1 protein-coding gene is annotated in these 327 nt (G+C 60.6%); it reads right to left on the bottom strand.

Translation table 11 applies throughout. The annotated features are described in order from the left end of the window. A partial coding sequence (locus tag SB689_RS22785; RefSeq protein WP_410694346.1) for a CBS domain-containing protein occupies positions 1–327 on the bottom strand: 327 nt, incomplete at both ends.

Raw genomic sequence — 327 nt, 5'->3', positions numbered from 1 at the left:
CTCGCGATCACTCAGAACCTGCTGCAGGTTCGGCGTAGACGCCGAAATAGCGAGTGCCTGGACCAGATTGGCGCGGCTCACGATCCCCACGACCTCATTGCCGCGCACGACAGGAACGCGTCTGATGTGCAGCTTTTCGAGAATACGGGCCACCTCGTCGATCGGCGTCATCTCCTGAACAGTGACGACGTGCTTCGTCATGACATCCTTGACGAGATGCGCATGCGTTTTCACATAGTCGGCGGCATCGTCGCGGCGGGCAGTCAGCAGTTCCATCCACCAGGCGCGATGTGGCCTGTCCGTTTCGATCTCCACGCGTCGCACCAG

This window comes from Chryseobacterium sp. SIMBA_038 (assembly GCF_046535115.1).
GTDB lineage: Bacteria > Bacteroidota > Bacteroidia > Flavobacteriales > Weeksellaceae > Chryseobacterium.
Note: the sequence above shows the minus strand (reverse complement) of the source record. Positions and strands in the feature narration are given on the sequence as shown.